This window comes from Pseudomonas sp. SCB32, assembly GCF_009189165.1.
GTDB lineage: Bacteria > Pseudomonadota > Gammaproteobacteria > Pseudomonadales > Pseudomonadaceae > Pseudomonas.
In genome coordinates, this window is sequence record NZ_CP045118.1 from 5,647,712 (window position 1) to 5,671,221 (window position 23,510).

Here is a 23,510-nt window from a genome sequence, read left to right on the forward strand (position 1 = left end):
CGAGCCGAATCGAGGTGAGTTGTGAGTCAATCTGCGTTACGGGCGTCCGAGCATGTCGAACCCGAATTACTGAACGCCGCGCGCCAGGCGAATGCCAGCGTCGTCAGCGCCGTCGAAGAGATCGAAAGCTACATCGAGAAAGGCACCCCGGCCTTCATGCGCACGTCGCTTGCGCTGTTTTCCGGCGGCTTCGCCACCTTCGCCCTGCTCTACTGCGTGCAGCCGATGATGCCGGTGCTGTCCAAGGCCTTCGACCTCACTGCGGCGCAGAGCAGCCTGGTGCTCTCTATTTCCACCATCACCATGGCCTTCGGCCTGCTGGTCACCGGGCCGATCTCCGACGCCATCGGGCGCAAGTCGATCATGGTCGCCTCGCTGATCCTCGCCGCCCTGTTCACTCTGGGCAGCGCGATGATGCCGACCTGGCACGGCGTCCTGCTGATGCGCGCGCTGCTCGGCCTGTCGCTGAGCGGCCTGGCGGCGGTGGGCATGACCTACCTCTCCGAGGAAATCCATCCACAGCACATCGGCCTGTCCATGGGGCTGTACATCGGCGGCAATGCAATCGGCGGCATGAGCGGCCGGCTGATCAGCGGCGTGCTGGTGGACTACGTGAACTGGCACGTGGCGCTGGCCACCCTGGGCGTGATCGCCCTGGCCGCCGCGCTGCTGTTCTGGCGCATCCTGCCCGAGTCGAAGAACTTCCGCCCCGCACCACTCAAGCCGCGCCAGCTGGCCGAGGGCTTCCGCGGGCACTTCCGCGATGCCGGCCTGCCCTGGCTGTTCCTCGAAGCCTTCCTGCTGATGGGCGCCTTCGTCACCCTGTTCAACTACATCGGCTACCGCCTGCTGGCCGATCCGTACCACCTGAGCCAGGCAGTGGTCGGCGTGCTTTCGGTGGTCTATCTGTCAGGCATCTACAGCTCCGCCTGGGTCGGCTCCCTGGCTGACCGCCTGGGTCGGCGCAAGGTGCTCTGGGCGATGATCGCGCTGATGCTCGGCGGCTTGCTGATCACCCTGCTGCAACCGCTGGCCCTGGTGCTGGTCGGCATGCTGGTCTTCACCTTCGGCTTCTTCGGCGCGCACTCGGTGGCCAGCAGCTGGATCGGCCGCCGCGCCCTGAAAGCCAAGGGCCAGGCCTCGTCACTGTATCTGTTCAGCTACTACGTGGGCTCAAGCATTGCCGGCACCGTGGGCGGGGTGTTCTGGCATCACTACGGCTGGAATGGCGTGGGGCTGTTCATCGCCGGCCTGCTGGTGATTGCGCTGCTGGTGGCGCTGCATCTGGCACGCCTCGCAGTGTTACCTCGCGATCTACCCGCACTCGCCAGACACGGGTAGTTTCTACACACATCTTGCAAAACTTATCCAATTACGACCATGCACGGTCGTACAAGGATAAGTTTTTGCCTCCCCACGACGCCCTTCATCCGGGCTACGTAGCGCTTCTTCCCACTCTACGACTAAAGTCGTAACAAAATATGGCGCGATCCTTGCGTCAAGAAAAACGCACGACTTGTTGGAATCCTGAAACGGACCTCGGCTCCCGCAGTACGCAATTCCCTCCTGTAGTTGTAGGTAAAGCATGAGCAGTACTCCTTCTTCCGGCCTATCCCAGGGCCTGAAAAATCGTCACGTCACGATGCTTTCGATCGCCGGTGCCATTGGCGCAGGCCTGTTCGTAGGCTCCGGCCACGCCATCGCCGAAGCCGGCCCGGCCGTCATGATTTCCTATCTGGTCGCCGGCCTGCTGGTGGTCCTGGTGATGCGCATGCTGGCCGAAATGGCCGTCGCGCAGCCGGACAGCGGCTCCTTCTCCACCTATGCCGACCGCGCCATCGGCCACTGGGCCGGCTTCACCATCGGCTGGCTGTACTGGTGGTTCTGGGTCCTGGTGATCCCGCTGGAAGCCAACGCCGCCGCCGCGATCATTCACGCCTGGTTCCCCGGAGCGCCGATCTGGATCCTGGCCTTCGTGATCACCTCCGCGCTGACCGTGACCAACCTGTTCAGCGTGAAGAACTACGGTGAATTCGAGTTCTGGCTGGCACTGATCAAGGTCGTCTCGATCATCGCCTTCCTGGTGCTGGGCTGCGCGGCCATCTTCGGCTTTTCGCCCAACAGCGAGGTCTCCGGTATCGGCCACCTGACCAGCGAAGGCTTCCTGCCCAAGGGCTGGGGCGCCGTGCTCGCCGCGCTGCTGACCACCATGTTCTCCTTCATGGGGTCGGAAATCGTCACCATCGCCGCCACCGAGTCCAAGGACCCGGCGCAGCAGATCACCCGCGCCACCAACTCAGTGATCTGGCGTATCGCGCTGTTCTACCTGCTGTCGATCCTGATCGTGGTCTGTCTGGTGCCGTGGAACGACCCGCGCCTGGTGAGCATGGGCTCCTACCAGACCGTGCTGGAACACCTGCACATTCCGTACGCCAAGCTGATCGTCGACATCATCGTGCTGGTCTCGGTAACCAGTTGCCTGAACTCGGCGCTCTACACCGCCTCGCGCATGATGTACTCCCTGAGCAAGCGCGGCGACGCACCGAAGATCGCCCAGGTGACCAGCGTCAGCCGCACCCCGGTGTACGCCGTGCTGCTGTCCACCGCCATGGCCTTCCTCTGCACCTTTGCCAACTACCTGGCCCCGGCCGAAGTATTCAACTTCCTGCTGGCCAGCTCGGGCGCCATCGCCCTGCTGGTGTACCTGGTGATCGCCCTGTCGCAGCTGCGCATGCGCAAGAAGCTGCTCGCTCAAGGGCATCAGCTCAAGCTGAAGATGTGGCTGTTCCCCTGGCTGACCTGGGCGGTGATCCTGTTCATCGTCGGCGCCCTGGTCATCATGCTGATCCAGCCGGATCACCGCATGGAAGTGGTTGCCACTACCCTGCTGACCATCGTGGTGGTCTGCTCGGGCCTGCTGGTGTCCAACCGCCGCAAGGTACAGCGTGCCGCTGGCCTGGTGGGCGATGCTGCGTGATGCACCCTGATGGGGCTTGAGGCTCCAAGAGGGAACGAAAAAGCCCCGCTGTGAAGCGGGGCTTTTTTATGGCCGGGGAAGCCCCATGCTGTTTACGCTTATCGCGGACGGAGTCCGCTCCTACGCTCGGATCGGCTTTCGTAGGAGCAGACATTGTCCGTGATTGGCAGGCAGGTCCGGCGCAAGGTCGGTTCGCGAGCAAGCTCGCTCCTACAGGGAAACTCTGTTGCTCCTTGTAGGAGCGAGCTTGCTCGCGAACCCTTCCTGGAAAAGAAAAAGCCCCGCATCCGCGGGGCTTTTTCAGTTCGGCGTCAGGCTCAGTGGTACTGCGCCGACAGCTCGTGCACCGCCTCGAAGAAGGCGCCGGCATGGGCCGGGTCGACCTCCGGAGTGATGCCATGGCCAAGGTTGAACACATGACCATTGCCGTTACCGAAGGCACCGAGGATGCGTGCCACTTCGGCGCGGATGGCTTCCGGCTTGGCGTAGAGCACTGCCGGGTCCATGTTGCCCTGCAGGGCAACCTTGTCGCCGACGCGGGCGCGGGCGCTGCCGATGTCGCAGGTCCAGTCCAGGCCCAGGGCTTCGGCACCGGTATTGGCCATGGATTCCAGCCACAGGCCGCCGCCCTTGGTGAAGAGGATTACCGGCACGCGGCGCCCTTCGTGTTCGCGGATCAGGCCGTTGACGATCTTCTGCATGTAGGCCAGGGAGAACTCCTGGTACGCCGCCGCCGAAAGGCTGCCGCCCCACGAGTCGAAAATCTGCACCGCCTGCGCGCCGGCCAGGATCTGGCCATTCAGGTAGTTGGTGACCGACTGCGCCAGCTTGTCGAGCAGCGCATGCATGGCCTGCGGGTTGTCGTAAAGCATCGCCTTGGACTTGCGGAAGTCGCGGCTGGAGCCGCCTTCGACCATGTAGGTGGCCAGGGTCCAGGGACTGCCGGAGAAGCCGATCAGCGGCACGCGGCCGTTCAGCTCGCGGCGGATGGTGCGCACGGCATCCATCACGTAGCCCAGGTCCTTCTCCGGATCGGGGATCGGCAAGGCGTCGATGTCGGCCTGGGTGCTCACGACCTTCTTGAAACGCGGGCCTTCGCCGGTCTCGAAGAACAGGCCCTGGCCCATGGCGTCGGGGATGGTGAGGATGTCGGAGAAGAGGATCGCCGCGTCCAGCTGCGGGTAGCGGTCCAGCGGCTGCAGGGTCACTTCGCAGGCCATCTGCGGGTTCATGCACAGGCTCATGAAGTCACCGGCCTTGGCGCGGGTGGCGCGGTATTCCGGCAGGTAGCGGCCGGCCTGGCGCATCATCCAGACAGGGGTGACATCGACGGGCTGCTTGAGCAGGGCGCGGAGGAAGCGATCGTTCTTCAAGGCAGTCATAACGGCATCCGGCAAAAAAGTGCGGGTATTTTCGCAAAGCCCAAAAGAAAAGGCACGGCGGGTGCCGTGCCTTTCGTCCATCGCGACAGTTTGTCGCTGCGTCAGCCTGGTAGGGCGCATAACGCCAGAGGCGTTATCCGCCGCGGTGGATAAGGCGTTCCGCCTTATTCGCCCTACCGGGGGCGCACTCAGACGCCGAGGTAGTCGAGGATGCCTTCGGCGGCCGTGCGGCCTTCGAAGATCGCCGTCACCACCAGGTCGGAACCCCGGACCATGTCGCCACCGGCGAAGATCTTCGGGTTGCTGGTCTGGTGCTTGAACTGCGCGGCGGCCGGGGCGATGACGCGACCCTGGCTGTCGATTTCCACCTGGTGCTGGTCGAACCACGGCGCCGGGCTCGGGCGGAAGCCGAAGGCGATCAGCACGGCTTCGGCCGGGATGATCTCCTCGGAGCCCGGGATCGGCTCGGGGCTCCGACGGCCACGGGCGTCCGGCTCGCCGAGACGGGTCTCGACCACCTTCACGCCTTCCACCTTGTCCTCTCCGACGATGGCGATGGGCTGGCGGTTGAAGAGGAATTTCACGCCTTCTTCCTTGGCGTTCTTCACCTCTTTGCGCGAGCCGGGCATGTTCTCTTCGTCACGGCGGTAGGCGCAGGTCACGCTCTTGGCGCCCTGGCGGATGGACGTGCGGTTGCAGTCCATCGCGGTGTCACCACCGCCCAGCACCACGACGCGCTTGCCCTTCATGTCGACGAAGTCTTCCGGCGACTTCTCGAAGCCCAGGTTGCGGTTCACGTTGGCAATCAGGAAGTCCAGCGCATCGTGCACGCCGGGCAGGTCTTCGCCGGGGAAGCCGCCTTTCATGTAGGTGTAGGTGCCCATGCCCATGAACACGGCATCGTACTCATCGAGCAGCTGCGACAGGGTGACGTCCTTGCCGATCTCGGTGTTCAGGCGGAACTCGATACCCATGCCGGTGAAGACTTCACGACGGCGCGACAGCACCTGCTTCTCCAGCTTGAACTCGGGGATGCCGAAGGTCAGCAGACCGCCGATTTCCGGGTTCTTGTCGAACACCACCGGGGTCACGCCGTTGCGCACCAGCACGTCGGCGCAGCCCAGGCCCGCCGGGCCGGCACCGATCACGGCAACGCGCTTGCCGGTGGGCTTGACCTTGGACATGTCCGGGCGCCAGCCCATGGCGAAGGCGGTGTCGGTGATGTACTTCTCCACCGAGCCGATGGTGACCGCGCCGAAGCCGTCGTTCAGGGTGCAGGCGCCCTCACAGAGACGGTCTTGCGGGCACACCCGGCCGCAGACTTCCGGCAGGGTGTTGGTCTGGTGGGACAGCTCGGCGGCGGCGAGGATGTTGCCTTCGGAGACCAGCTTCAACCAGTTGGGGATGAAGTTGTGCACCGGGCACTTCCACTCGCAATACGGGTTGCCGCAGCCCAGGCAGCGATGCGCCTGGTCAGCGGCCTGCGCCGGCTTGAACAAGTCGTAGATTTCCACGAACTCGCGCTTGCGCTGGCGCAGCAGTTTCTTCTTCGGATCCTTGCGCCCGACTTCGATGAACTGGAAGTCGTTATTCAGACGTTCAGACATTTCAAGACCTCTTCAGACTTCGAGCGCTTATTGCGGGTTGGCACGGGTGCTGGTCAGCAGGGAGCCGAGGCTTGCGGCCTTCGGTTTCACCAGCCAGAACCGACGCAGGTAATCGTCGAGGTTCTCCAGCAGATGTGCGCCCCATTCACTCGCGGTTTCCGCCACGTACTCGACCAGGACCTTGCGCAGGTGGCTGCGGTAGGCCTCCATCGCTTCACCGCTGATGCGCTGGATTTCCACCAGCTCATGGTTCACGCGGTCGACGAAGGTGTTGTCCATGTCGAGGACATAAGCGAAGCCACCGGTCATGCCGGAGCCGAAGTTGTAGCCGGTCTTGCCCAGTACGCAGATGAAGCCGCCGGTCATGTATTCGCAGCAGTGGTCACCGGTGCCTTCAACCACGGCGTGGGCGCCGGAGTTGCGCACGCCGAAACGCTCGCCCGCGGTGCCGGCGGCGAACAGCTTGCCGCCGGTGGCGCCGTACAGGCAGGTGTTGCCGACGATGGCCGATTCCTGCGACTTGAACGGGCTGCCCTTGGGCGGGGTGACGACCAGCTTGCCGCCGGTCATGCCCTTGCCCACATAGTCGTTGGCGTCGCCTTCCAGGTACAGGTGCAGGCCACCGGCGTTCCACACGCCGAAGCTCTGTCCCGCGGTGCCCTTGAAGCGGAAGGTGATCGGCGACTTGGCCATGCCCTGGTTGCCGTGGACCTTGGCGATCTCGCCGGAAATCCGCGCGCCGATGGAACGGTCGCAGTTGCAGATGTCCAGTTCGTACTCGCCGCCCTTGGCGCCTTCGATGGCGGCACGGGCCAGGTCGACCATCTTCTCGGCCAGCAGCCCCTGGTCGAACGGCGGGTTCTTCTCGACTTCGCAGAACTGCGGCTTCTCGGCCGGGATCAGGTCGCTGCCCAGCAGCGGCGTGAGGTCGAGGTTGCCCTGCTTGGGCGTCTCGCCCGGCAGGATTTCCAGCAGGTCGGTGCGGCCGATCAGTTCTTCCAGGCTGCGCACGCCGAGCTTGGCCAGCCACTCACGGGTCTCGCTGGCGATGAAGGTGAAGAAGTTCACCACCATGTCCACGGTGCCGATGAAGTGGTCCTTGCGCAGCTTGTCGTTCTGGGTGGCGACGCCGGTGGCGCAGTTGTTCAGGTGGCAGATGCGCAGGTACTTGCAGCCCAGGGCGATCATCGGCGCGGTGCCGAAGCCGAAGCTCTCGGCGCCGAGGATGGCGGCCTTGATGACGTCCAGGCCGGTCTTCAGGCCGCCGTCGGTCTGCACGCGAACCTTGCCGCGCAGGTCGTTGCCGCGCAGGGTCTGGTGCGCCTCGGCGAGGCCCAGCTCCCACGGGCTGCCGGCGTACTTGATGGAGGTGATCGGCGAAGCGCCGGTACCGCCGTCATAGCCGGAGATGGTGATCAGGTCGGCGTAGGCCTTGGCCACGCCGGCGGCGATGGTGCCAACACCGGGCTCGGATACCAGCTTCACCGACACCAGCGCCTGCGGGTTGACCTGCTTGAGGTCGAAGATCAGCTGGGCGAGGTCTTCGATGGAGTAGATGTCGTGGTGCGGCGGCGGCGAGATCAGGGTCACGCCAGGCACGGCATAGCGCAGGCGGGCGATCAGGCCATTGACCTTGCCGCCGGGCAGCTGGCCGCCCTCGCCGGGCTTGGCGCCCTGGGCCACCTTGATCTGCAGGACTTCGGCGTTGACCAGGTATTCCGGGGTCACACCGAAGCGGCCGGTGGCCACCTGCTTGATCTTGGAGCTTTTCAGCGTGCCGTAGCGCGCCGGGTCTTCGCCGCCCTCACCGGAGTTGGAGCGACCGCCCAGGCGGTTCATCGCCTCGGCCAGGGCTTCGTGGGCCTCCGGCGACAGCGCGCCGAGGGAGATACCAGCGGCGTCGAAGCGCTTGAAGATGGATTCCAGCGGCTCGATCTCATCGAGGCTCAGCGGCTGCTGGGAGGTCTTCACCTTGAGCAGGTCGCGGATCATGGACACCGGACGGCTGTCCACCAGCGCGGTGTATTCCTTGAACCTGGCGTAGTCGCCCTGCTGCACGGCGGCCTGCAGGGTGTTCACCACGTCCGGGTTGTAGGCGTGGTATTCGCCGCCATAGACAAACTTCAGCAAGCCGCCCTGCTGGATCGCCTTGCGGCTGTTCCAGGCTTCACCAGCCAGCAGCTTCTGCTCGTTCTCGATGTCGATGAAGCGCGCGCCCTGGATGCGGCTCGGGGTACCCGGGAAGCACAGGCCGGTGACTTCGTCGGACAGGCCGATGGCTTCGAACAGCTGGGCGCCACGGTAGGAGGCGATGGTGGAGATGCCCATCTTCGAGAGGATCTTCAGCATCCCCTTGGAGATACCCTTGCGGTAGTACTTGAAGACCTCGTAGAGGTCGCCCAGCACCTCGCCAGTGCGGATCAGGTCAGCCAGCACCTCGTAGGCGAGGAACGGGTAGACCGCGGACGCACCGAAGCCCACCAGCACCGCGAAGTGGTGCGGGTCACGGGCGGTGGCGGTTTCCACCAGGATGTTGGAGTTGCAGCGCAGGCCGGTCTGCACCAGGCGGTGGTGCACGGCGCCGACGGCCAGGGCCGCGTGCACCGGCAGCTTGCCGGGGGCGATGTGACGGTCGGAGAGCACCAGCAGCACCTTGCCGGCGCGCACGGCTTCCTCGGCCTGGTCGGCGATGTTGCGCACGGCCGCTTCGAGGCCGACGGACTCGTCGTAGTTCAGTTCGATGTGGTGACGGTCGAAGCCCGGACGCTCCAGGTTCATCAGGGTCCGCCACTTGGCCGGGGAAATCACCGGGCTGGTCAGGATCGCCTGGTTGGCGTGGTGCGGGGACTCTTCGAAGATGTTCTGCTCGATGCCCAGACAGGTTTCCAGGGACATCACGATCGCTTCGCGCAGCGGGTCGATCGGCGGGTTGGTCACCTGCGCGAAGACCTGGCGGAAGTAGTCATAAGGCGAGCGGATACGCTTGGACAGCACCGCCATCGGGGTGTCGTCGCCCATCGAGCCGACCGCTTCCTGGCCCTGCTCGCCGAGCGGGCGCAGCACCTGGTCACGCTCCTCGAAGGTGACCTGGAACATCTTCATGTACTGCTTGAGCTGGTCGCCGTCGTAGCTGGCAACGCCCTGGTCATCGTCCAGGGTGGCCTGGATGCGCAGCGCGCTCTGGCGCAGCCACTGCTTGTACGGGTGGCGCGACTTGAGGCGGTTGTCGATATCCTCGGTCTGCAGCAGCTGGCCGGTCTCGGTGTCCACCGCGAGGATCTGGCCCGGGCCGACGCGGCCCTTGGCGATTACGTCCTCGGGCTTGTAGTCCCACACGCCAATTTCCGAGGCGAGGGTGATGTAGCCGTTCCGGGTGGTGACCCAGCGCGAGGGGCGCAGGCCGTTGCGGTCGAGCAGGCAAACGGCGTAGCGGCCATCGGTCAGCACGACGCCGGCGGGGCCGTCCCACGGCTCCATGTGCAGCGAGTTGAATTCGTAGAACGCGCGCAGATCGGCGTCCATGGTCTCGACGTTCTGCCAGGCCGGCGGAATGATCATGCGCAGGCCGCGGAACATGTCCATGCCGCCGGTGACCATCAGCTCGAGCATGTTGTCCATGCTGGAGGAATCCGAACCCACGCGGTTGACCAGCGGGCCCAGCTCGTCCAGGTCCGGCATCCACTCGTTGGTGAACTTGGCGCGACGGGCCTGGGCCCAGTTGCGGTTGCCGGTGATGGTGTTGATCTCGCCGTTGTGCGCCAGCAGGCGGAACGGCTGGGCCAGCGGCCACTTCGGCAGGGTATTGGTCGAGAAGCGCTGGTGGAAGACGCAGATGGCGGTCTTCAGGCGCTCGTCGGAAAGGTCCGGATAGAAGGCGGCGAGGTCCGCCGGCATCATCAGGCCCTTATAGATGATGGTCTTGTGCGAGAAGCTGCAGACGTAGTGGTCGGCGTCCTCGGCGTTGGCCACGGAGGAGCGGCGACGGGAGCTGAACAGCTTGACCGCGAATTCCTGGTCGGACAGGCCTTCGCCGCCGATGAACACCTGCTCGATCTGCGGCAGGCGCTCCAGGGCGAGGCGCCCCAGGACGCTGGTGTCGATCGGCACCTTGCGCCAACCAACCAGTTTCAGGCCGGCACGCTCGATCTCGCGATTCATGTTCGCGCGGGCGGCCTCGGCCTTCACCGGGTCCTGGTTGAAGAAGACCATGCCCACGGCGTACTGGCCGGGCAGCTCGGTCGCAAAGGTTTCCTTGGCCACGGCGCGCAGGAACTGGTCGGGCTTCTGGATCAGCAGCCCACAGCCGTCCCCGGTTTTCCCGTCCGCGTTGATCCCACCTCGGTGGGTCATGCAGGTCAGTGCTTCGATGGCGGTTTGCAGAAGTTCGTGGCTTGCCTCGCCCGTCATATGGGCGATCAGACCGAATCCGCAGTTATCCTTGAACGTCTCAGGATGGTACAGACCTGCTTTCATAGGGAACTCTCACCGGCAAAACTTTTTTAATTTCCAGGGTCTGCTGACGTTTCGCCATCGCCCTGTTTCGCCTTTGCTGGCTTGTTTCCCGCGCACCCCAAAGGCACGGGCCGCATCTGACGTGCAGCGCCGTTCAAGCCCCTGGTTCACCTGGAATGACCGATCCGCGTCAGTTGCCACGTCTTACCCAACGTGGCGGCGGTGCCGGTCCTGGCCATGACGAAACGTCAGCAGACCCTCTATCAAGCGCTTTGCCTGTCTACTCGCTCAAGCGGCAAGTTTCCGATAGGCAAAGGGAGGTCATTGTACACACGGCGCGACTGGCGTCACTTATTTTTTTGACGCACTGCCGACAGCCGATGTCGCATTTTTATAAGAATGCAGCAAAAGAAACAACCCAATAAAAAAGCCGAGCCCCAGGCAATGGGGCTCGGCTTTTTCATTATTGCGACAGTGCGACCTTTCAGTGCGCTCCGGCGATGTCCTGCTGGATGCTGGAGAAGGGACGCGCCCAGGGCTTGGAAGCCTGGACCTTCGCCGGCAACTTCTTGATCGCCGCCTGCGCGGCAGCGCGATCGGCGAAGCTGCCGTAGGTCACGACATAGAACGGCTTGCCTTGCAGGTTCTTGCGGAAGTAGCGGTAGTCGCCACCACCCTGCTGGCTGATGAAGGCCTTGGCGCTGGCTTCCGAGCCGGTGCCCAGCACCTGTACGGAATAGTGCGATCCGGCCTGAGACTGGTACCAGCTGCTGCCACCAGCGCTGCCGGCGCTAGCGGCAGGCTTGCTGGCCGCTGCCGGCTTGGCAGTGGCAACGGTGGTTGCGGGCTTAGCCGCTACTGCTGGCTTGGCTGCCTGGACAGGCTTGGCCGGAGCGGTAGCGACGGGCTTGACCGGCTCAGGGCGCGGAGCTGCGGCCTGCGTCGGCGCAGGCTTGGGAACCGGTTGAGCCACGGGCTGCGACTGGGTCGGCGCGGTCGGTACCGGGTTCAGCGGAGCCGGACCCTTATTGGCCAGAGGGGTCACCGGCGGCGCACTGGTCGTGACGGTCGGCGGGATGGCGGCGGACGGCATGGCGCCGTCATCGGCATCTTCCTGGCCGCCGGCCTGGGCCATCGGCTCACGGATCACCGGCTGGCTCTCGCCCACCAGTGGCAGCGGCAGCGGCTGGTTGGAGCCAGCGAACTCCAACGACGGGCCGGCACCCTGGGCGTCCGGCTTGGGTTGGGCACTCGGCTGCGGAGCTGCGCCGCCCAGCGGTAGCTGGGAAGAAGTTTGCGCCGCGGTGTTGCTCGCGGTTTCCGGCTTGCTGGTCTTGCCCTGCATGAACCAGGCAGCCACGACGCCGATGGCGACTACACCGAGGATGGCGAGGTGCTTTTTCGGCAGTTTGAAGCCGGGGCCAGCTGTCTTTCGGACACCGCCACGATCAGCCAGCATCGCCTCGATCATGGCGTCGCGGGCGGTCTGGTTGATTGTGCCCGGCCAGCCGCCGGATTGCTCGTGGATATCGGCCAGCAGGTCGGCGGAAATCAGCTCGATACCCTGCCCAGCGCCTTCCAGGCGCTGGGCCAGGTATTCGCGGGTCTCTTCCTCGCTGTACGGCTGCAGCTCGATGGCATGGAAGCGCTCCTCGCCTTCGGACAGCACTTCCAGGCGCGACAGCAGCGCCGGCTCGCCGAACAGGAAGACGTGCAAGCGCGCCTCGGTGTTGCCGGCGGCCAGGAGCAGGAGCACCTCGAGGGCATCGTCGCGCAGTTGCTCGGCGTCATCCACCAGCAGGTACACGTCCTGCCCGGTGATCGCCAGTTGCGCGACCTTGGCCAGGATTGGCTCGAGGCTGGTCTGGGTAATCCCCAAGCCCTGCGCCAGCTGACGCAGCAAGGTGGCTTCATCGGTCACCGAGCGACCGGAGATGACCACGCTGGACACCGCGTCCTTGTTGGTGCTGGCCACCAGCGCCTGGCGCAGTAGCGTCTTGCCACTGCCCAGCGGACCGGTTACGGCCAGCAGCAGTTGGCTGTAGCGCGCCAGATGGTGCAGTTGACCCAGTACGGGCTTGCGCTGCGCCGGGAAGAACTTGAAGCCAGGAACCCGAGGTGCGAACGGGTCATGACTGAACTGGTAGTGGGCCAGAAAGGCCTCATCGGCATGCAAACTGGACATGGGACCTCAATGTTCTCCTGCCTGACCAACCAGTGCCTGGTAGTCAGCGCGCAGCGTTTCTTCCAGAATCTCACGGGGGAATTCGGCGGTTACGACCGCAGCCCCCAGCCCTTGGAGCAAGACCAGACGCAAACGTCCATCGAGCACTTTCTTGTCAACGGCCATGTGCTCAAGAAAATGCTCAGCATTCATTTCCTGCGGCGGAACGACCGGTAGCTTCGCCGCGGCAAGCAGGCGAATGCCGCGATCGCGTTCGGCGCTCGTCAGCCATCCCAGCCGATGCGACATCTCAAGTGCCATCACGGTTCCCGCCCCCACCGCCTCGCCATGCAGCCAGACGCCATAGCCCATATGGGTCTCGATGGCATGGCCGAAGGTGTGGCCCAGGTTGAGGGTGGCGCGCACGCCAGTTTCCTTCTCGTCAGCGCCGACGACGCGAGCCTTGGCGGCACAGGAGCGCTCGATGGCTTCGGTGAGCGCAACTGGCTCCAGTGCCAGCAGATCGTCGATGTGCGTTTCCAGCCACGTCAGGAACGGCTCGTCGCAGATGAAACCGTACTTGATGACTTCCGCGAGACCCGCAGACAGCTCGCGCTGCGGCAGGGTACGCAGGGTGGCGGTATCAATGACTACGGCCTGGGGCTGGTAGAACGCGCCAACCATGTTCTTGCCCAGCGGGTGGTTGATGCCGGTCTTGCCGCCAACGGAGGAATCGACCTGGGACAGCAGGGTGGTCGGCACCTGGATGAAGTCCACGCCGCGCTGGTAGCAGGCAGCGGCGAAGCCGGTCATGTCGCCGATGACGCCGCCGCCGAGGGCGATCAGGGTAGTCTTGCGATCGTGGCGCGCCTTGAGCAGCTCGTCGAAGATCAGCTGCAGGGTTTCCCACTGCTTGTAGGCCTCGCCATCGGGCAGCACCACTGTGGTGATCTTATAGCCGGAGAGGGTCTTCTGCAGTCGATCCAGATACAGCGGCGCGATAGTTTCGTTGGTGACGATGGCTACCTGACGGCCGCGGATATGCGGTTCGAAGTAGCGCGGATCATCCAGCAGCCCCTCACCGATATAGATCGGGTAGCTGCGATCGGCCAGATCGACATTGAGTGTGCGCATGAAACCCCCAGGCAAGAAAGGGGACTAGGATACCGCAGATTGGAGCGCCGTTAATGGCGCTCCAGCTCACGCAAGCGCTCCAGAATCTCCAGAACCACGAGGCGTGGCGGCCGCTCGTCGGTTTCGATGATTACATCGGCGATTTCGCGATACAGCGGATCGCGCACCTGCATGAGGTCACGGAGTATCTGGTCCGGATTGGGCTTCTGCAGCAGCGGGCGATTCTTGTCGCGCGCAGTGCGGGAAATCTGCTGCTCGACCGAGGCGTGCAGGTAGATCACCTGCCCGCCGGTCTTGAGTATCTGGCGATTGGCGTCACGCATCACCGCACCGCCGCCGGTGGCGATGACCATGCCACCTTCGGCACATAGCTCGGCAAGCATCGCCTGCTCACGCTCGCGAAAGCCCGCCTCGCCCTCGACATCGAATATCCAGGGGATGTTGGCTCCGCAGCGTTGCTCGATCTCTTTATCCGAATCTTTGAAGACGAGGTGAAGCTCTTTGGCGAGAAGACGCCCGATGGTGCTTTTACCAGCTCCCATCGGGCCTACCAGAATCAAATTGGACACGACATTGATCAACGGCCGGCTGCAAAGGCCTGATTATTCATGATCCGCGGGGTAAGGAAAACCAGCAGCTCGCTCTTGCTGTCGGTTACCGAATCACGACGGAACAGCCGTCCAATGAACGGAACGTCACCCAGGAACGGAACCTTGTCGGTCTGCTTGGTCTGGGTATTGGAGAACACACCGCCGATCACGATGGTCTCGCCATCGTTGACCAGCACCTTGGCGTTCACCTCGTTCTTCTTGATCGGCGGTACGCCATTGAGTGCGTTGGCGTAGTCCGGCTCGTCCTTATTGACCTTCACTTCCATGATGATGCGGTTGTCCGGGGTGATCTGCGGGGTCACTTCCAGGGCCAGGGCGGCCTCCTTGAAGGACACCGAGGTAGCACCGCTGGAGCTGGCTTCCTGGTAAGGAATCTCCGAACCCTTCAGGATCTTCGCGGTTTCCTTATCGGAGGTAACGACCTTCGGCTGGGAGACCACCTCACCGTTGCCGCTCTTTTCCATGGCGGAAAGCTGCAGGTCGAGCATGGCGTGATCGCTCAGGAAGCCAATGCCAATACCCGAGGTGCTGTTTACCGCACCCATGTCAACGAACGGGACCGGCGCAACACCATCCTTCGCGGTAAAGTTACCAATGGTATCGGTACCGGGCAGGAACAACTTGCCGTTGCTATCGACAGTACGGGCCCCGTCCTTACCATAGAAATCCCAGTTGCCGGAGCTGAATGCGCCGCCCCAGCGAACACCAAGGCTCTTGCTGTAGTCGACGGCGGCTTCGACGATGCGCGCCTCGATCATCACCTGGCGAACCGGGATGTCCAATTGCGCGACGATACGACGAAGCTCATCCAGGCGTTCCTGGGTCTGGTAGGCGATGATCGCGTTGGTGCGATCATCGACAGTGATCGAGCCACGGTTGTCCGCGCCCGGAGTCTGCGGCGCACCCGGAGCACCGACGCCGGTTACCGACTGGAACAGCTTGGCGATGTCAGCTGCCTTCGCGTAGTTCACCTGAATCAGCTCGCGACGAAGCGGAGCCAGTTCGGAAATCTGCTTCTGGGCCTCGAGCTCCTGGCGCTCACGCGCTGCGATCTCTTCAGCCGGCGCGACCAGCAGAACGTTGCCCACCTTGCGCTTGTCCAGACCCTTGGTCTTCAGCACAAGGTCCAGCGCCTGGTCCCACGGCACGTTCTGCAGACGCAGGGTGATATTGCCCTGGACGGTATCTGAAGCCACCAGGTTCAGGTCGGTGAAGTCGGCAATCAACTGCAGGACCGAGCGCACATCGATGTCCTGGAAGTTCAGCGACAACTTCTCGCCGGTGTAGGCGAAGGTATCCTTCTTGCGCTTCTCCGCATCATCCTGAGTCAGCGGCTTGATACTGACGGTCATCCGGTTATCAGTCTGATAAACGAGATAGTCGTACAGGCCGGTCGGCTCGATGGAGATGCTCGCCTTGTCGCCCGCCGCGGAAGCGTTGACGAACTGTACCGGCGTGGCGAAGTCCTTCACGTCCAGGCGTACGCGCAGGTTGTCAGGCAATTGGGTCCGCGGGAATTCCAGGCGGATCTTGCCGCCCTGCTCCTGAATGTCCGGACTGACGGTCGGATCGGACAGGTCGATCACGACATTGCCTTCCCCTTGATCGCCACGCTGGAAGTCGATGTTGCGAATTGCCTTGCCCGCCGCAATGTAGGACTTGGACTGTGCCGGCTTGGCGATTGGCGCGGATACCGGCGCCGCCGATGCAACCGTGCTGGAGGCACCGGCGCCACCCACCACGACGTACAGGTTCGAACCTTCCGACCGAGTGGTGTATGGCACAAGGGTGGCAAGGTTGACGATCAGGCGGGTGCGATCTTTTGCTTCAACCACCGTCAGGCTGCGCGCATTACCCACGCCCAGCTCGCGATTCTTGCTGCCCAGCTTGTTCTGCACACCCGGCAGATCCAGCGCGATACGCGCCGGCTGCTCGATGGTGTAGCCACGCGGCGCCGCCACCGGACCGTCGAAGCCCAGCTTCAGCTCGACCCGATCACCCGGCAAGGCTGAAACATCGACGCTCTGCAGATTGGCGGCCAGCAATGCTGGCGCAAAGACTGCCGCGAGCAAGGAGATGCTCAGGCGGGAAAGCATTTTGTTCATCGTCTGAATCCGTCGTGCAGACTGCTGTTTGTTATCCATCTTCATCCCCGCCCTTAGGAGCGTTCCTTGAGAGTCAGGCTGCGCGGACGCTCCAGCCAGCCACCCTCACCATCAGGAACGATTTCAATCACGTCGATCTTGCCTTCGCTGATCGCAACGATCTTGCCGTCATTGCGCCCCAGGTAGTCGCCGATCCGTACCCGGTGCACCCCTCCTGCACCTTTCACGAGGGCGAACATCTGGCTGTCCCTGGACAAGGTCCCCACCATCTCGAAGGTTTCGATATTGAAGCCTTCCAGGAACTGCTTGACCCGGGTTTCGTCCGGCTTGACCACCTTGTTACCCTTCTGCTTCACCGCCAGATCGATCTTTACCGGTGGCTGGAAGGGGCTGCGCAATGCCGAGGCACTGTAGGTGAATGCTTCATACGGCTGGAACTTGGGCAGTGGTTCGATGGCCCCCTTGGGACGCGCGCGAACCTCGTCCATATAGGCCTGCAGATCGCTGAAATCACTGCCCGAACCGCACCCGTTCAAGCTCAGCAGCAAAAATCCACAAATGATCAGGCGCCCCCTCATTTCTTGGCTCCTGTGCTCGGGGCATTAGCCTTCACGCCCTTGTCGTTGTAGCGATAGGTCTTGGCCAGGATGCTCATCTTCAGCCTGGACGTGGTGTCGGCACTGGCCGGCTTGATCTCGAAATCATGCAAGGTAACGATCCGCGGAAGGCTGGACACGCCGCTGACGAATGTCGCCAGATCGTGATACCCGCCCACAACACTGATCTGGATGGGCAATTCGATGTAGAACTGCTGGGTCACCTCCGGCAGCAGCTTGATCTCCTCGAACTCGAGCCCGCTCCCCAGTCCGGTACGGGTAATGTCTTCGAGCAGGCCGGGCACTTCGGTATCGCTGGGCAGTTGCCGCAGCAAGGCACCGAAGGACTCCTCCATTTCCTTCATCTGGGTCTTGTAGGCTTCCAGATTGGCCGCCTGGAACGCCTTGGAGGAAAACTGCTGCTTGAGCGTCTCCTCTTCGGAACGTTGCCGATCCAACTGTTCCTGCAGGTCCTTCAAGTGGAAGTTGTAGCCAAGCGCGAGTACGACGGCCATCAGCAGAATGCAGGCAATAACCTTGACCGCCGCCGGCCAGGAGCCGAGGTTATTCAGGTCAAGATCGTTGATGTCGATCTTGCGCACGCTCTGGAGGGAACTGGCCAGACTCATTTCTTGGCTCCTTGCGCAACGTTCTTCTGCTCCGCCTCTTCCGCCCCGGGCTGGGTCTGTTGAACCGTCAACTGGAAGATATTCGCCTGGTCCACCGCCCCCTGGGTCACCGCCTTGACTTCCGTCAGGTTCGGCGCCTTGAGCCATTCCGAGGCATCCAGGTTGCGCATCAGGTTGGAAACCCGATTGTTCGACTCGGCCGCACCCGCGATGGCGATGGATTTCCCGGTCATTTTCAGGTCGGTGAAATAGACGCCATCGGGCAACGTACGGACCAACTGATCGAACACCCGCCCAATGATCGGACGGTTGCCCTGCAGGTCCGAAATGATCTTCATACGCTCCAGCAATTGCTGGCGGCGAGTTTTCAGCTCACTGATTTCCTTGATCCGCGCATCGAGCACGGTGATTTCCTTGCGCAGGAAATCGTTGCGCGCGTTCTGGTTCTCGATGGCCGAATTGAAGTACTGGTCACCCAGGAAGACGAGCGCGCCGGAGGCCAGAAGCACCGCTCCCAGAGTCACCAGGAAGCGCTGCTTGCGCTCCTCGCGCAGCTGTTCCCGCCACGGCAATAAGTTGATGCGAGTCATCAGTCGAAACTCCTCATCGCCAGACCGCAGGCAATCATCAGCGCCGGCGCATCACTGGCCAGCGCACCCGCATTGACCTTTCCACTGAGCACCATGTCGGTGAAGGGGTTGGCTACGAGTGTCGGAGTACCGATCTTCTGCTGGATCAACCTGTCCAGATCGGGAATGGAGGCCGTTCCGCCCGCCAGCAGGATGTAGTCCACGTCGTTGAACTGGCCTGCCGCGAAGAAGAACTGCAGCGAACGGGACACCTGCTGAACGACAGCATCTTTGAACGGTTGCAGAACTTCGCTGTCGTAGTCATCCGGAAGACCGCCCTGCTTCTTGGCAAGACCGGCTTCTTCCACGGACAGACCGTAGCGACGCTGAATCTCCTCGGTGAGCTGACGCCCGCCGAACAGCTGCTCGCGTGTATAGATGGTGCGGCCATGGTGCAGCACGCTCAGCGTGGTCATGGTGGCGCCGATGTCGACCACCGCAACTGTGAGCTCGTCGGCATTGCCGCCCAGTTGATCGCCGAGCAGACTGAATGCTCGCTCCAGTGCGTACGCCTCGACGTCGACAACCTTGGCCGTCAGCCCCGACAGCGCCAGGGCCGCCTCGCGCACTTCAACGTTTTCCTTCCGACAAGCGGCGAGGAGTACGTCAACGCGCTCGGCATTCCGCGCGGATACGCCCTGGACCTCGAAGTCGATCGCGACTTCTTCGAGGGGATAGGGGATGTACTGGTCGGCCTCGATCTTGAGCTGATTTTCCAGCTCGTCGTCCGAGAGGCCACCGTCCATCTCGATGGTCTTGGTGATTACCGCAGAGCCGGCAACCGCGACCGCAGCCGTCTTCACGCCGGTGCGCGCTTTGGCGACCACACGTGACAACGCCTGGCCGACGCCCTCCAGCTCAGCGATGTTCTTTTCTACCACTGCATTGGGAGGGAGCGGCTCTACAGCATAGGCCTCTACCTTGTAGCGGCCTCCCGAGCGGCTCAGTTCGAGGAGTTTGACCGAAGTCGAACTGATGTCTATCCCCAGCAGCGTGTTCGCTTTCTTATTGAATAGCCCTAGCACGACTGATTTCCTATCAGCATCCGAGACTTACGGACGATTTATGTTTCTTCACATTAGATACCAGACTTGACACCTTCGCAAATGGCTCACCGGGAAAAAAACTGCTTATAATGTGATCAGCTTTTCCCTTTTTGCTGCGCCATCCGCTTAACTCTTTCTTTTCTCTGGAAATCCAAGACCTTCCAATGCGCCTGCTGAAGTTTCTGTGGTGGACCTGCGTCACCATAATCTGTGGATTGCTGCTCAGTTTCAGCGGCGCCTACCTTTACCTCAGCCCGAACCTCCCGTCCGTGGAGGCCCTACGCAACGTGCGCTTGCAGATGCCGTTGCGGGTTTACAGCAGCGATAACAAATTGATAGCAGAGTTTGGCGAGATGCGCCGCACGCCGATTCGCTTTGCTGAAATCCCCCAGGATTTCACCCACGCGCTGCTCTCGGCCGAGGATGACAATTTCGCCAATCATTATGGCGTCGACGTCAAAAGCCTGATGCGTGCTGCCGCGCAATTATTGAAGACAGGGCATATCCAGACGGGTGGCAGTACCATCACCATGCAGGTGGCGAAGAACTACTTCCTCACCAACGAACGCAGTTTCTCGCGGAAGATCAATGAGATATTGCTTGCACTGCAGATCGAGCGCTCGCTGACCAAGGACGAGATCCTCGAGCTGTACGTCAACAAGATCTATCTGGGCAACCGCGCCTACGGCGTGGAAGCCGCCGCTCAGGTGTACTACGGCAAGTCGATCAAGGACCTGAGCCTGGCCCAGATGGCGATGATCGCCGGCCTGCCGAAGGCCCCGTCGCGCTACAACCCGCTGGCCAACCCCGCACGCAGCCTGGAACGCCGCAACTGGATCCTCGAGCGCATGCTCAAGCTGGGCTTCATCGATCAGCCTCGCTTCGAAGCGGCGGTCAAGGAACCCATCGCCGCCTCCTATCACGTTCAGAGCCCGGAACTGGCGGCACCGTACATCGCCGAAATGGCGCGTGCCGAACTGGTCGGCCGCTTCGGCGGCGATGCCTATACCGAGGGCTACCGCGTCTACACCACCGTACGCAGCGACCTGCAGGACGACGCCAACAACGCGCTGCGCGATGGCTTGCAGGAGTACGACCAGCGTCACGGCTACCGCGGCCCGGAAACCCGCCTGCCCGGCAAGACCCGTGATGCCTGGCGCCAGGCGATCACCCAGCAGCGCCCGCTCGGCGGCCTGGAGCCGGCGATCGTAATCCAGGTGGAAAAGAGCGGCGCCATGGTGATGACCCGCGACGGCAAGGAAGAAGCGCTCGGCTGGGACGGCATGAAGTGGGCACGCCCCTACCTCAGCAACAACAGCATGGGCCCGATGCCTCGCCAGCCGAGCGACGTGGTCCAGCCCGGCGATGTGATTCGCGTGCAACGCGCCGACAACGGCACGCTGCGCCTGACCCAGGTACCGGCCGCGCAGAGCGCTCTGGTCTCGCTGAATCCGCAGGACGGGGCGATCATGGCCCTGGTTGGCGGCTTCTCCTTCGAGCAGAGCAACTACAACCGCGCCACCCAGGCCAAGCGCCAGCCCGGTTCCAGCTTCAAGCCGTTCATCTACAGCGCGGCGCTGGACAACGGCTTCACAGCTGCTTCGCTGATCAACGACGCCCCCGTGGTGTTCTACGACGAGTACCTGGACAAGGTCTGGCGACCGAAGAACGACACCAACACCTTCCTCGGTCCGATCCCGATGCGCGAGGCGCTCTACAAGTCGCGCAACATGGTCTCGATCCGCATTCTCCAGGGACTGGGTGTCGAGCGCGCGCGCACCTACATCAGCCGCTTCGGCTTCAACAAGGACGAGCTGCCGCCGAACCTGTCGATGGCACTTGGCACCGCGACCCTGACACCGCTGGAAATCGCCTCCGCCTGGAGCACCTTCGCCAACGGCGGCTTCAAGGTTTCGCCCTACGTGGTCGATCGCATCGAAAGCCGAGACGGCCAGGTTGTCTTCCAGGCCAACCCGCCCCGCGTGCCGAATGACGAGGCGCAGGCCCAACAAGCCCAGCCCCAGGCGCAGCCCAGTGGAACCAACGCGCTGGGCAACGACGACCCGAGCCTGGCCAAGACCACCATCGAACCGGCTGCCGCCGAGCGCATCATCGATGCCCGTACCGCCTACATCATGACCAGCATGCTGCAGGACGTGATCAAGCGCGGCACCGGCCGCCGCGCCCTGGCGCTCAAGCGGGATGACCTGGCTGGCAAGACCGGTACCACCAACGACTCCAAGGACACCTGGTTCTCCGGCTTCAACGCCGATTACATGACCACTGTCTGGGTCGGCTTCGACCAGCCGGAAAGCCTCGGCCGCGCCGAATACGGCGGCAACGTGGCGCTGCCGATCTGGATGCGCTACATGGGCGCGGCACTGAAGGACAAGCCCTCGCACGTGCTGCCCGAACCCGCCGGCATGATCAGCCTGCGCATCGACCCGGTGACCGGCCGCGCGGCCGCACCGGGTACGCCGGGCGCTTACTTCGAACTGTTCAAGAACGAGGACACGCCGCCGTCGATGAGCGAACTGGCGCCGGGGAGCGCGCCCGGAAGCGGTATGCCAGCAGAGGAAGAAGCACCGATCGACCTGTTCTGACAGGCAGATGAAAGCCCCTCTCAAGAGGGGCTTTTACATTGGGGAATGGATTCTCAAAGAATAATGGCATTTCGCCAAATCATTGATTAATCTGACACTTGCGGCGGCGAATGACCCCGGACGACCGACCCCATCCGGCGCGTCAGGGGCTTCCCGCGGCAACAGATCCAGGACGTCCGCAAACTGCTCGGCTGGCTGTTCTGCCTGATCGCATTGCTGCTCGTTGCGCGCCCGTACTACTGGGGCAGATCACGCCAGGTCAGATAGACGCGCAGATCGAACTCCAGCTGGTGATAGCCCGGCAGCATGTGCTCGCAAAGCTGGTAGAAGGCCTTGCTGTGGTCGCGCTCCTTCAGATGCGCCAGCTCGTGGACGACGATCATCTGCAGGAACTCGGGCGCAGCGTCCTTGAACAACGAAGCGACGCGGATTTCCTTCTTCGCCTTGAGCTTGCCGCCCTGTACCCGAGAGATCGCGGTATTCAGGCCCAGGGCTCGCTGCACGACGTCCAGCTTGTTGTCGTAGAGCACCTTGTCCACCGCCGGCGCGGTGCGCATGTACTGCTGCTTGAGATCCATGGCGTAGCCGTACAGCGCCTTGTCGCTCTGTACGTCATGACGGCCGGGATAGCGACGCTCCAGATACTCGCCGAGGCGGTTCTGCTCGATGAGCTGACGTACCTGATCCTGGAGCTGTTGCGGGTAAGCCTGGAGATAGCGAAGCGGTTGCATGGGAGAGCGACTGGCGGGAAATCCAGCCACCAGTCTACCGCATTCCCCACTCAGTCCAGCGCGCGCGTGCTGTACGCCTCGGTGCGATAGGGGAATGCAACTTCCGTACGCCCCTTCAGCGCCGGATGGCTGGCAATCAGTTCGCGCAGCTGCTCGGCGACCCAGTGCTTCCGCTCGTCCGGCAGTGCGGCAATGAAGCTCACAGAGAGAAGACGCGCAACGATCACCTGCTCCGGCGGGCCGACATGCTGATGGCTGAACTCACGCAGACGCAGGGGCTCGAAGCGAGCCCCTGCGAACGCCTGGCGCCATTCACCGGTATGGAAGCGCGGCGTGCTGCCTTCGTAGCGTTCGACGATGCGAGTGACTTCGGCCACCCAGTCGACCCGTTCGTCACGCACGTTCCAGACCAGCCCGAGGTGGCCGCCAGGACGCAGTACTCGATGGATTTCACCCAGCGACCGCTCGTCAGCGAACCAGTGGAAGGCCTGCGCGCAGGTCAGTGCATCCAGGCTTTGTGCGGCCAACGGGATCGCCTGGGCGGTGCCGTTGAGTACCTTCACCGCAGGCAAGGCTGCACTCAATTGCTCGCGCATCGCTGCCACCGGCTCGATCGCCGTGACCTGCGCTCCGCTGCGCAGCAGCAAAGCGGTGAACTTGCCGGTGCCCGCGCCAAGGTCGGCCACTTGCTTGCCGTGGCTGATTTCCAGCGCCTCGCCGAGCCAGCCCAGCAGCCCCTCGGGATAGTCCGGGCGGCCGTGGGCATAGGCTTTCGCTTCGCGGGCGTATCCATCCCGCGCACTGCCATGTACATCCGTCATCGTACCTCCAGAGCCCGTCCGAG

General features: G+C 63.0%; 16 protein-coding genes. 3 read left to right on the forward strand and 13 right to left on the reverse strand.

Annotation, left to right across the window (positions count from 1 at the left end; all coding sequences use genetic code 11):
- The first annotated feature begins 21 nt into the window (after positions 1-21).
- Complete coding sequence (locus tag GA645_RS25815; RefSeq protein ID WP_152226763.1) at positions 22-1,341, forward strand: MFS transporter; 1,320 nt, start codon at positions 22-24, stop codon at positions 1,339-1,341.
- 244 nt (positions 1,342-1,585) lie between these two features.
- On the forward strand, positions 1,586-2,977 hold the full coding sequence (gene gabP / locus GA645_RS25820; protein ID WP_152226765.1) for a GABA permease: 1,392 nt from the start codon (positions 1,586-1,588) through the stop codon (positions 2,975-2,977).
- A 317-nt stretch (positions 2,978-3,294) separates the two neighbouring features.
- Here gabP and hemE read toward each other — a convergent pair whose 3' ends face one another.
- The 11 genes from hemE to GA645_RS25875 form a co-directional block, all read right to left on the reverse strand.
- Positions 3,295-4,359 carry a uroporphyrinogen decarboxylase gene (hemE, locus tag GA645_RS25825; RefSeq protein ID WP_152226767.1) on the reverse strand — a complete coding sequence of 355 codons (1,065 nt, stop codon included), beginning with the start codon at positions 4,357-4,359 and terminating at the stop codon, positions 3,295-3,297.
- A gap of 188 nt (positions 4,360-4,547) precedes the next feature.
- Positions 4,548-5,966, reverse strand: a complete 1,419-nt coding sequence (locus GA645_RS25830) for an FAD-dependent oxidoreductase (RefSeq protein ID WP_152226769.1) — start codon at positions 5,964-5,966, stop codon at positions 4,548-4,550.
- A 27-nt stretch (positions 5,967-5,993) separates the two neighbouring features.
- Positions 5,994-10,439 carry a glutamate synthase large subunit gene (gltB, locus tag GA645_RS25835; RefSeq protein ID WP_152226772.1) on the reverse strand — a complete coding sequence of 1,482 codons (4,446 nt, stop codon included), beginning with the start codon at positions 10,437-10,439 and terminating at the stop codon, positions 5,994-5,996.
- 463 nt (positions 10,440-10,902) lie between these two features.
- Positions 10,903-12,603, reverse strand: a complete 1,701-nt coding sequence (locus GA645_RS25840) for an AAA family ATPase (RefSeq protein ID WP_152226774.1) — start codon at positions 12,601-12,603, stop codon at positions 10,903-10,905.
- A 6-nt stretch (positions 12,604-12,609) separates the two neighbouring features.
- Positions 12,610-13,716 (reverse strand): 3-dehydroquinate synthase, encoded by a 1,107-nt coding sequence (aroB, locus tag GA645_RS25845; RefSeq protein WP_152226776.1) that lies wholly within the window; start codon positions 13,714-13,716, stop codon positions 12,610-12,612.
- A 50-nt stretch (positions 13,717-13,766) separates the two neighbouring features.
- Positions 13,767-14,258, reverse strand: a complete 492-nt coding sequence (gene aroK, locus GA645_RS25850; RefSeq protein ID WP_372239817.1) for a shikimate kinase AroK — start codon at positions 14,256-14,258, stop codon at positions 13,767-13,769.
- 35 nt (positions 14,259-14,293) lie between these two features.
- Entirely contained in the window at positions 14,294-16,432 is a 2,139-nt protein-coding gene (gene pilQ, locus GA645_RS25855) for a type IV pilus secretin PilQ (RefSeq protein WP_152226778.1), read from the reverse strand.
- Between the two features lie 53 nt (positions 16,433-16,485).
- The gene (gene pilP / locus GA645_RS25860) at positions 16,486-17,010 is read right to left on the reverse strand and encodes a type 4a pilus biogenesis lipoprotein PilP (RefSeq protein WP_152226780.1); all 525 of its coding nucleotides are present in this window, start codon (positions 17,008-17,010) and stop codon (positions 16,486-16,488) included.
- Entirely contained in the window at positions 17,007-17,657 is a 651-nt protein-coding gene (gene pilO / locus GA645_RS25865; protein ID WP_152226782.1) for a type 4a pilus biogenesis protein PilO, read from the reverse strand. Before pilO ends, pilP begins: the two co-directional genes overlap by 4 nt.
- Positions 17,654-18,247 (reverse strand): type 4a pilus biogenesis protein PilN, encoded by a 594-nt coding sequence (gene pilN / locus GA645_RS25870; protein ID WP_152226784.1) that lies wholly within the window; start codon positions 18,245-18,247, stop codon positions 17,654-17,656. Before pilN ends, pilO begins: the two co-directional genes overlap by 4 nt.
- Positions 18,247-19,311, reverse strand: coding sequence for a pilus assembly protein PilM (locus GA645_RS25875; protein ID WP_152226786.1), 1,065 nt, complete (start codon positions 19,309-19,311; stop codon positions 18,247-18,249). The genes pilN and GA645_RS25875 overlap by 1 nt, the downstream gene beginning before the upstream one ends.
- Positions 19,312-19,496: 185 nt before the next feature.
- Between GA645_RS25875 and GA645_RS25880 the strand changes: the two genes are divergently transcribed.
- Complete coding sequence (locus tag GA645_RS25880) at positions 19,497-21,935, forward strand: penicillin-binding protein 1A (protein WP_152226788.1); 2,439 nt, start codon at positions 19,497-19,499, stop codon at positions 21,933-21,935.
- Between the two features lie 236 nt (positions 21,936-22,171).
- Here GA645_RS25880 and GA645_RS25885 read toward each other — a convergent pair whose 3' ends face one another.
- Together GA645_RS25885 and GA645_RS25890 are read right to left on the reverse strand one after the other, a co-directional pair.
- Positions 22,172-22,666 carry a YgjP-like metallopeptidase domain-containing protein gene (locus GA645_RS25885; protein WP_152226790.1) on the reverse strand — a complete coding sequence of 165 codons (495 nt, stop codon included), beginning with the start codon at positions 22,664-22,666 and terminating at the stop codon, positions 22,172-22,174.
- Positions 22,667-22,716: 50 nt separating this feature from the next.
- A complete protein-coding gene (locus GA645_RS25890) occupies positions 22,717-23,487 on the reverse strand; it encodes a class I SAM-dependent methyltransferase (RefSeq protein WP_152226792.1) in 771 nt (256 codons plus the stop codon).
- Between the last annotated feature and the right edge of the window lie 23 nt (positions 23,488-23,510).

Coding starts and splice junctions, on each gene's coding strand:
- GA645_RS25880 (WP_152226788.1), top strand. CDS start 19,497: ATGCGCCTGCTGAAGTTTCTGTGGTGGACCTGCGTCACCATAATCTGT.
- aroB (WP_152226776.1), bottom strand. CDS start 13,716: ATGCGCACACTCAATGTCGATCTGGCCGATCGCAGCTACCCGATCTAT.
- gltB (WP_152226772.1), bottom strand. CDS start 10,439: ATGAAAGCAGGTCTGTACCATCCTGAGACGTTCAAGGATAACTGCGGA.
- pilP (WP_152226780.1), bottom strand. CDS start 17,010: ATGAGGGGGCGCCTGATCATTTGTGGATTTTTGCTGCTGAGCTTGAAC.
- hemE (WP_152226767.1), bottom strand. CDS start 4,359: ATGACTGCCTTGAAGAACGATCGCTTCCTCCGCGCCCTGCTCAAGCAG.
- pilO (WP_152226782.1), bottom strand. CDS start 17,657: ATGAGTCTGGCCAGTTCCCTCCAGAGCGTGCGCAAGATCGACATCAAC.
- pilQ (WP_152226778.1), bottom strand. CDS start 16,432: ATGAACAAAATGCTTTCCCGCCTGAGCATCTCCTTGCTCGCGGCAGTC.
- pilN (WP_152226784.1), bottom strand. CDS start 18,247: ATGACTCGCATCAACTTATTGCCGTGGCGGGAACAGCTGCGCGAGGAG.
- aroK (WP_372239817.1), bottom strand. CDS start 14,258: ATGGGAGCTGGTAAAAGCACCATCGGGCGTCTTCTCGCCAAAGAGCTT.
- GA645_RS25840 (WP_152226774.1), bottom strand. CDS start 12,603: ATGTCCAGTTTGCATGCCGATGAGGCCTTTCTGGCCCACTACCAGTTC.
- GA645_RS25890 (WP_152226792.1), bottom strand. CDS start 23,487: ATGACGGATGTACATGGCAGTGCGCGGGATGGATACGCCCGCGAAGCG.
- GA645_RS25830 (WP_152226769.1), bottom strand. CDS start 5,966: ATGTCTGAACGTCTGAATAACGACTTCCAGTTCATCGAAGTCGGGCGC.
- gabP (WP_152226765.1), top strand. CDS start 1,586: ATGAGCAGTACTCCTTCTTCCGGCCTATCCCAGGGCCTGAAAAATCGT.
- GA645_RS25885 (WP_152226790.1), bottom strand. CDS start 22,666: ATGCAACCGCTTCGCTATCTCCAGGCTTACCCGCAACAGCTCCAGGAT.